The organism is Streptomyces sp. KR55 (assembly GCF_052245645.1).
GTDB classification, from domain to species: Bacteria; Actinomycetota; Actinomycetes; order Streptomycetales; family Streptomycetaceae; genus Streptomyces; species Streptomyces flavusporus.
In genome coordinates this window covers 1-7,084 of record NZ_JBQQCE010000501.1, presented here as the reverse complement: position 1 = coordinate 7,084, position 7,084 = coordinate 1, and the positions used below count along the sequence as shown (strand labels likewise).

General features: G+C 72.0%; 9 protein-coding genes. 5 read left to right on the top strand and 4 right to left on the bottom strand.

Annotation, left to right across the window (positions count from 1 at the left end; genetic code table 11):
• The first annotated feature begins 215 nt into the window (after positions 1–215).
• On the top strand, positions 216–863 hold the full coding sequence (locus ACTWQJ_RS43305) for a TetR family transcriptional regulator (protein ID WP_443311891.1): 648 nt from the start codon (positions 216–218) through the stop codon (positions 861–863).
• 57 nt (positions 864–920) lie between these two features.
• On the opposite strand, the gene ACTWQJ_RS43300 is transcribed toward ACTWQJ_RS43305, so the two are convergent.
• Positions 921–2,135, bottom strand: coding sequence for an acyl-CoA dehydrogenase family protein (locus tag ACTWQJ_RS43300; RefSeq protein WP_443311890.1), 1,215 nt, complete (start codon positions 2,133–2,135; stop codon positions 921–923).
• A 100-nt stretch (positions 2,136–2,235) separates the two neighbouring features.
• Here ACTWQJ_RS43300 and ACTWQJ_RS43295 point away from each other — a divergent pair, with 100 nt between their 5' ends.
• From ACTWQJ_RS43295 to ACTWQJ_RS43285, 3 genes are all read left to right on the top strand, one after another.
• Entirely contained in the window at positions 2,236–3,408 is a 1,173-nt protein-coding gene (locus tag ACTWQJ_RS43295) for a thiolase C-terminal domain-containing protein (RefSeq protein WP_443311889.1), read from the top strand.
• Between the two features lie 112 nt (positions 3,409–3,520).
• Positions 3,521–3,946, top strand: coding sequence for a pyridoxamine 5'-phosphate oxidase family protein (locus tag ACTWQJ_RS43290; protein ID WP_443311888.1), 426 nt, complete (start codon positions 3,521–3,523; stop codon positions 3,944–3,946).
• A gap of 50 nt (positions 3,947–3,996) precedes the next feature.
• Positions 3,997–4,662: a pyridoxine/pyridoxamine 5'-phosphate oxidase gene (locus ACTWQJ_RS43285; protein WP_443311887.1), complete on the top strand. Its 666-nt coding sequence runs from the start codon at positions 3,997–3,999 to the stop codon at positions 4,660–4,662.
• A 31-nt stretch (positions 4,663–4,693) separates the two neighbouring features.
• Here ACTWQJ_RS43285 and ACTWQJ_RS43280 read toward each other — a convergent pair whose 3' ends face one another.
• The 3 genes from ACTWQJ_RS43280 to ACTWQJ_RS43270 form a co-directional block, all read right to left on the bottom strand.
• Entirely contained in the window at positions 4,694–5,296 is a 603-nt protein-coding gene (locus ACTWQJ_RS43280) for a GNAT family N-acetyltransferase (RefSeq protein WP_443311886.1), read from the bottom strand.
• Positions 5,297–5,602: 306 nt separating this feature from the next.
• A complete protein-coding gene (locus tag ACTWQJ_RS43275; RefSeq protein ID WP_443311885.1) occupies positions 5,603–5,989 on the bottom strand; it encodes a Zn-ribbon domain-containing OB-fold protein in 387 nt (128 codons plus the stop codon).
• Between the two features lie 34 nt (positions 5,990–6,023).
• Positions 6,024–6,476 carry a DoxX family protein gene (locus tag ACTWQJ_RS43270; RefSeq protein ID WP_443311884.1) on the bottom strand — a complete coding sequence of 151 codons (453 nt, stop codon included), beginning with the start codon at positions 6,474–6,476 and terminating at the stop codon, positions 6,024–6,026.
• A 111-nt stretch (positions 6,477–6,587) separates the two neighbouring features.
• On the opposite strand from ACTWQJ_RS43270, the gene ACTWQJ_RS43265 reads away from it, so the two are divergent.
• A partial coding sequence (locus ACTWQJ_RS43265; RefSeq protein WP_443311883.1) for an NAD(P)-binding domain-containing protein occupies positions 6,588–7,084 on the top strand: 497 nt, incomplete at its 3' end.

The following is a 7,084-nucleotide window of genomic DNA, read 5'->3' as shown; positions in this document are numbered from 1 at the left end:
CCCCATCGCGTCGACTCCCTCCTCCTCCTTGCAGCTGCACACACCAGACCCCGCTCACTTGCGCTTGGAGAGCGCCGCCGTTTTCCTGCGGCCTGATCCGCCGGACAGGCCCTAGCCGCACCCCGCCCACCAGCCACACCACCCCCATTTCCCCCATGCACCCCATTTGCAGTCGGCCGAATAGCGCTCCGATCACCCCTCGGTAAGCTGACGACATGACAGGACAAGTGCGTACCGTCGACGGCCGCGTGGCCGGTCGGCGTGGGCAGGCGACCCGGCAGAAGCTGCTCGACTGCCTCAGCGAGATGCTCAGCTCCTCCCCCTACCGGGACGTCAAAGTCATCGATGTCGCCAGGAAGGCGGGCACTTCGCCCGCGACCTTCTACCAGTACTTCCCGGACGTCGAGGGCGCCGTCCTGGAGATCGCCGAGGAAATGGCTGCCGAGGGCGCCGGGTTGACGGAGCTGCTGGCGGGCCGCTCCTGGACCGGCAAGGCCGGCTGGCAGACGGCTCAGGAACTCGTCGACGGTTTTCTGGAGTTCTGGCGGAAGCACGACGCGATCCTGCGCGTCGTCGACCTCGGTGCGGCCGAGGGCGACAAACGGTTCTACAAGATCCGCATGAAGATCCTGAACTCGGTCAACAACTCCCTGGTCGACGCGGTCGCCGAGTTGCAGTCCAAGGGCCGGGTCGACAAGGACGTGAACCCTGCGGCGATGGCCGGTTCGATCGTCGCGATGCTCGCGGCGGTCGCCTCGCACCAGAAGGGCTTCCAGTCCTGGGGCGTCAAACAGGCCGAACTCAAGCCCAATCTGGCTCTGTTGGTGCACCTGGGCATCACCGGCCGGAAGCCGACCAAGTAGCCCGGAGCAACGGAAGACGCCTTTACCAACCCCAAGTCCTGTCAGGCGGGCGGTGGTTCACCCAAGTGGACCACCGCCCGCCGCCATGTTGTTCGCGGCCACCCTCCCCTCGAACAGCTCCGCCGCGTCGGCGGCGTGCGCGCGCAGCCGGTGGACCGGCCCGAAGAGCAGCTCGTCGCCGGCGGCACGCTTGAAGTACAGGTGCGCGTCGTGCTCCCAGGTGAAGCCGAGGCCGCCGTGCAGCTGGATCCCCTCGGCCGCGGCGGTGCGCAGCGCCTGGAGGGCCTGGGCGAGGGCGAGCCCGCCGACGGCCTCACCGCGGCTGGTCGCCCAGGCCGCGTAGTACGCCGCCGAGCGGGCCGCCTGCACCTGGACGTACACGTCGGCCAGGCGGTGCTTGACCGCCTGGAACGAGCCGATGGCCCGCCCGAACTGCACCCGCTGCCCGACATGTTCGACAGTCCGCTCCAGGGCACGGTCGGCCGCTCCGACGGCCTCCGCGGCGAGGACGGCGGCGGCGGTGTTCCCCACGGCGGCGAGGGCGTCCAGGACATCGGCCTCTTCCTCGCCGAGCAACTCGGCTGCCACGTCCCGAAGTTGCAGACGGCCCTGCGGGCGGGTCGCGTCCAGGGCGGTCTGCCGTACGCGGACCAGCCCGGCGGCATCCCCCGGCACCAGGAACAACAGGGTCCGCGAACGGGCGAACCCCCCGGCGTGCGCGGCCACCACGAGCAGCCCCGCGCTGTGCCCGTCCAGCACCTGACCGACCTCCCCGTACAACCGCCAGCCGCCCCCGCGCCGCCGCGCCTGCACGCCTCCCGCCCGGCCGCCGCCCGCCCAGTCACCCCGGTTGCCACCGGTCAGCGCGAGGGCGGTGGCGAGGTGCGCGCCGGGTACGGCGAGGGCGGCGGTGAGGCGGCCGGAGGTGATGCGGGGCAACAGGCCGGCGCGCTGGCCGTCCGTGCCGAGGGCCAGCAGGAGGGGGGCGGCGAGGACGGCCGTGGCAAGGAGGGGGGAGGGGGCGAGCGCCCGGCCGGTCTCCTCGGTGGCGAGGGCGAGGTCGGTCACCGAGCAGCCGACCCCGCCGTAGGCCTCGGGCAGTGCGAGGCCGGGCAGGCCGAGGCGGGCGGCGAGGTCGGTCCAGAGGCGGGGGTCGTGTCCGGCCGGGGTGTCGAGGGCCGCCCGCAGCTGCTCGGGGCCGCAGGTGCGGCGGAGCAGGTCACGGAGGGTGCGGCGGATCTCGTCCTGCTCGGGGGTGAAGCTGGCGTCCATGGGCGGACCTCCCTGATCTGACGGCGCGTCATATTAGGCCGTCGGACCGGAGGTGCCCAGGTCTGCCGAGGTGGCAGTTATCTGATGTACCGTCAGATCCATGCGTTCCCGTACCCGGAGAGTCGCCGTGGTGGGCGTGTCCCTGTCCTCCTGCGGCCGTGTGGACCAGGCAACCCCGTACACCCTGCACGCCCAGGCCGCCCGCCGGGCCCTCGCCGACGCGGGCCTGGACCGCGCGCTGGTCGACGGCTTCGCCTCCGCGGGCACGGGCACGCTCGCGCCCGTGGAGGTGGCCGACTACCTGGGCCTGCGCCCGACCTGGGTCGACTCCACCTCGGTCGGCGGCTCGACCTGGGAGGTCATGGCGGCCCACGCGGCCGACGCGATCGCCGCCGGTCATGCGAACGCGGTGCTGCTGGCCTACGGCTCGACGGCCCGTGCGGACATCAGGGCGGGCCGGCGCACCGGCACCCTCTCCTTCGGCGCCCGCGGTCCGCTCCAGTTCGAGGTGCCCTACGGCCACACCCTGATCGCCAAGTACGCCATGGCCGCCCGCCGCCACATGATCGAACACGGCACGACCCTCGAGCAGTTGGCCGAGGTCGCCGTCCAGGCACGGGCGAACGCCGCCCTCAACCCCGAGGCCATGTTCCGTGACCCGATCACGGTCGACGACGTCCTGTCCGGCCCACTGATCGCCGACCCCTTCACCAAGCTCCACTGCTGCATCCGCTCCGACGGCGGCGCGGCGGTGCTGCTGGCCGCCGAGGAGTACGTACGGGACTGCCGCACGGCTCCGGTGTGGATCCTCGGCACCGGCGAGCACATCTCCCACGCCGCCCTGTCCGAGTGGCCCGACTTCACCGTGTCCCCGGCCGCCGTGAGCGGGCGGCTGGCCTTCGAGCGGGCCGGGGTGCACCCGGAGGAGGTCGACTTCGCGGAGATCTACGACGCGTTCACGTACATGACCCTGGTGACGCTGGAGGACCTCGGCTTCTGCGGGAAGGGCGAGGGCGGGGCGTTCGTGGAGAAGGGGCGGCTCAGGGTCGAGGGCGGGGAACTGCCGGTGAACACCGACGGGGGCGGTCTGTCGGCCCAGCATCCCGGGATGCGCGGGCTGTTCCTGCTGGTGGAGGCGGTGCGGCAGTTGCGGGGGGAGGCAGGCGAGCGCCAGGTGCGCGCCAGGGGCGGAGGGCTGCCCCGGCTGGGGGTGGTCTCGGGGACGGGGGGCTGGTTCTGCTCCTCGGGGACGGTGGTCCTGGGGCGTGGCTGAATCCGTCCCGTGTCGACTCACCGGCTGCGCATCCCGGAATACGGGACGGCCCGCGACATGCTGACACGGACAGGCGGAATCCGCGGACCTGGAGCACTCGAAGGAGAGCAACATGGCACTGTCCCGTGAGGAACGCGAGCAGTTTCTGGCCGAGCCGCACATCGCCGCGCTCGCGGTGAACGGGGAGGCGGGAAGGGCACCGCTGACCGTGCCGATCTGGTACCAGTACGCACCCGGTGGCGACGTGTGGATCATGACCGGGCTCGACTCCCGCAAGCACCAGCTGATCAAGGCGGCCGGCCGCTTCACCCTGATGGTCGACCGCGTCGAACCCACCATCCGCTACGTCTCCGTCGAGGGCCCGGTCGTCGACACCACTCCCGCGACCGTCGAGCAGCTCCGGGAGGTCTCCGCCCGCTACCTCCCGGCCGAGAAGGTCGACGGCTATGTCGAGTTCGCGCTGAAGAACCACGGCGAGAACGTCGTCATCCGCATGCGGCCCGAGCGGTGGGTCTCCTCGGACCTCGGAACGGTGTAGGTGCGGGGTCCACTCCGTGGGCGCTCCGTCGATGCGGGGATACTCGGCCCATGGAACCGGATCTTCATGAGCTGCTGAGGTCGCTGCGGGTGTGGGACCCGGAGGTCACCGAGCTGCCGCCGTTCGACCCCGCCACCGCACCCGCCGAACCCCTCCCCCTGTTCACCGGCTGGTTCGCGCAGGCGGTGGCGGCGGGCCAGCCCGAGCCGCACACCATGTCCCTGGCCACGGCGGACGAGGAGGGCCGGCCGGACGTACGCATCGTGATGCTGCACGGCGCCGACGCCCACGGCTGGTCCTTCGCCACGCATGCCGGCAGCCGCAAGGGCAGCCACCTCACCGCCCGCCCGTACGCGGCCCTGGCCTTCTACTGGCCCGTCCAGGGACGTCAGATCCGTGTCCGGGGCCCGGTGACGACCGCCCCCGCCGAGGAGAGCCAGGCGGACCTGCACGCCCGCTCCACCGGAGCTCTGGCGGCCGCGCTCACCGGGCACCAGAGCGAACCCCTCGGCTCCCTTCAGGAACTCACCCTCGCCTCCGAGGCGGCCTGGACCCGGGCGCAGGACGACCCTGACGCCCTGGTGCCGACCTGGACGCTCTACCGCCTTCAGCCGGACGAGGTGGAGTTCTTCCAGGGCGACGCCCGACGACGGCACGTACGGCTGGCCTACCGGCGTACGGAGGACGGCTGGAGCCGTCAGCTGCTGTGGCCGTGATCCTCGGCGGAACGCCGGCCGGGGCCCGCGGTCATGGCTCCACCGCCGGGTCGGTCGCCAGACGGCCGTGCAGGTGCACGTCCCGGAACGCGTCGCGCCGCCCGGCCTCCCACATCGCTCCGCGCAGGGTCCCCTCGTAGGGGAACCCGCACCGTTCGGCGATACGGCAGGAGGCGTCGTGCCCCAGGGCATGGCCCAGCTCCAGGCGGTGCAGGCCCAGGTCCGTCAGGGCCCAGTGGGCGGCCAGGGTGAGGGCGCGGGTGGCGACACGGTGGCCGCGGGCCTCGGGGAGGATCCAGTAGCCGACACGGGCGACACGGAAGACGTGGTCGATCTCGTTGACGCCGATATGGCCCAGGGTCGTGCCCGTGGCGGCGTCCGTGACGCGGAACGACGCGCTCGTGCCGTTCGCCCAGTTCTCCGCCTTGGCCCGGAGGGAGGCGCGGGCGTCGTCGAGGTCCGTGACCGGCTTCAGGGGGGTGTTCCAGCGCTGGAACTCCGGATCGGACAGCCCGCGCAGCCAGGTCCCGGCATCGGCGTCGGAGTAAGGGTCCCAGCGGCACAGGCGCAGACCGTGGCCGTTCAGCTCGGGGAAGGGGCGGGCGGCTGAGGACTGGGCGCGTATGAGGGACATCGGCCCATTCAATCCCGTCAGCCGTGGCGACTCACCCGGAATTACGGCTAGGGCGTGTCCGGCGGATCAGGTCGGCTCCAAGGGGCGGTGACTGATCGGCGCAGGTGAGCGGGGTCTGGTGCGTCCAGCTGCAAGGCGGAGGAGGGAGTCGACGCGATGGGGCCCCTCCCGCGCATGGGGGTCCCCCCGCTCGAGCGAAGTCGAGAGTGGGGGAGAAGTCGAGCGTGGGGGAGTCGGCGACCGACGACAACGCGGCAGATGGGCGTGCCAGACCCCGCGATTCCGGCATGATCCGCCGGATACGCCCTAACTCCGGAACACCGGCACACCCTCCCGGAACGCGACCGTCAGCTCCATCCCGGCCCGCAGCTCACCCTCCGCGCAGCCGACGACCTCCGTCATCATCCGCGGCCCCTCGGCGAGGTCGACGACCGCGGCGACGTACGGCGTGCGCTCCCGGAAGGGCGGAAGGTCGTTGCGGTGGACGACGGACCAGGTGTAGAGCGTGCCGCGGCCACTCGCTTCCTGCCAGGTCACGTCCTCGCTCCAGCAGTGCGGGCAGAACTCCCGGGGGTAGTGGTGCGCCCGCCCGCATGCCCCGCACCGCCGCACCAGCAGCCGACCCTGCGCAGCCGCGTCCCAGTACGTCCGCGTGAAGGCGTCGGTCTCCGGCTGGTCGTGGCGCGCGCTCAATGGAACCACCGGCACCGGACGTCGTTGCGCGCGCTCACCCGAACCACCCCAGCGCCGCGTCCAGGGACCACGCCTGCCAGGACATCCCGAACAGGGCCACCGTCGAGATCAGCGCCATCATCAGGTTCTGCCCCTGCTCGGCCCAGTCGTGGATCATGAGCGTGAAGTAGAGGGCGTTGAGGAGCAGCCCGCCGACGAGGGCGAGCGGGGTCAGGAATCCGGCGATCAGCCCGAGCCCCAGGGCGAGTTCCGCATACACGACGACGTACGCCATCACCCGTGGCCGGGGCGCGACGACGAGCTCGAATCCCGAACGCACGGCGTTCCAGCGGTGCTTGGCGGCGACGTCCGCAGCCCAGGCGATCCCGGTGCCCCGCTCGAACCAGCCCTTCCTGTCCTTGTGCCGCCAGCTCTCCAGCCACCACAGCCCGAGGCCTATGCGGAGCACGGCCAGCCACTGCGCACCGCTGAGCCAGATCGTGTCCATGGACCTGACGGTACGTCAGCTACTGCGCTCCGGGAAACCCCAAGAAGTCGGCCACCACGAAGTGACCGTTCCTGGAGACTGCGCGGGAGCTCCGTCAGTACGCTCCGGGACATGCCCGACTCCACAGCCCCCGCCGATCGCCCCGTCTACGTCATAGGTGGCGGCCCCGGCGGGCTCTCCGCCGCCTACGCACTGCGCGCCCACGGCATTCGTGCGGTCGTGCTGGAGAAGTCCGACCGGGTCGGCGCGTCCTGGCGGGGGCACTACGACCGGCTGCACCTGCACACCACCCGGCGGCTGTCCGCCCTGCCGGGGCTGCCGATGCCGCGCCGGTTCGGGCGGTGGGTGTCGCGGGACGACGTGGTGCGGTATCTGGAGATGTACGCCGAGCACCACGAACTCGAGATCGTGACCGGCGTCGAGGTCTCCCGCGTCGACCGCGCACCCGACGGCACCGGCTGGCTGCTGCACGCCACCGGCGGCCGCGAACTGACCGGCGGCGCGGTCGTCGTCGCCACCGGCCACAACCACACCCCGCGCCTCCCGGACTGGACCGGCCGGGACACCTACACCGGCGACCTCCGCCACGCCCGCGACTACCGCAACCC

Excerpts from the sequence above, each read along its gene's own strand:
- ACTWQJ_RS43300 (WP_443311890.1), bottom strand. The coding sequence starts at position 2,135 with ATGGACGCCAGCTTCACCCCCGAGCAGGACGAGATCCGCCGCACCCTC.
- ACTWQJ_RS43290 (WP_443311888.1), top strand. The coding sequence starts at position 3,521 with ATGGCACTGTCCCGTGAGGAACGCGAGCAGTTTCTGGCCGAGCCGCAC.
- ACTWQJ_RS43305 (WP_443311891.1), top strand. The coding sequence starts at position 216 with ATGACAGGACAAGTGCGTACCGTCGACGGCCGCGTGGCCGGTCGGCGT.
- ACTWQJ_RS43280 (WP_443311886.1), bottom strand. The coding sequence starts at position 5,296 with ATGTCCCTCATACGCGCCCAGTCCTCAGCCGCCCGCCCCTTCCCCGAG.
- ACTWQJ_RS43270 (WP_443311884.1), bottom strand. The coding sequence starts at position 6,476 with ATGGACACGATCTGGCTCAGCGGTGCGCAGTGGCTGGCCGTGCTCCGC.
- ACTWQJ_RS43285 (WP_443311887.1), top strand. The coding sequence starts at position 3,997 with ATGGAACCGGATCTTCATGAGCTGCTGAGGTCGCTGCGGGTGTGGGAC.
- ACTWQJ_RS43295 (WP_443311889.1), top strand. The coding sequence starts at position 2,236 with ATGCGTTCCCGTACCCGGAGAGTCGCCGTGGTGGGCGTGTCCCTGTCC.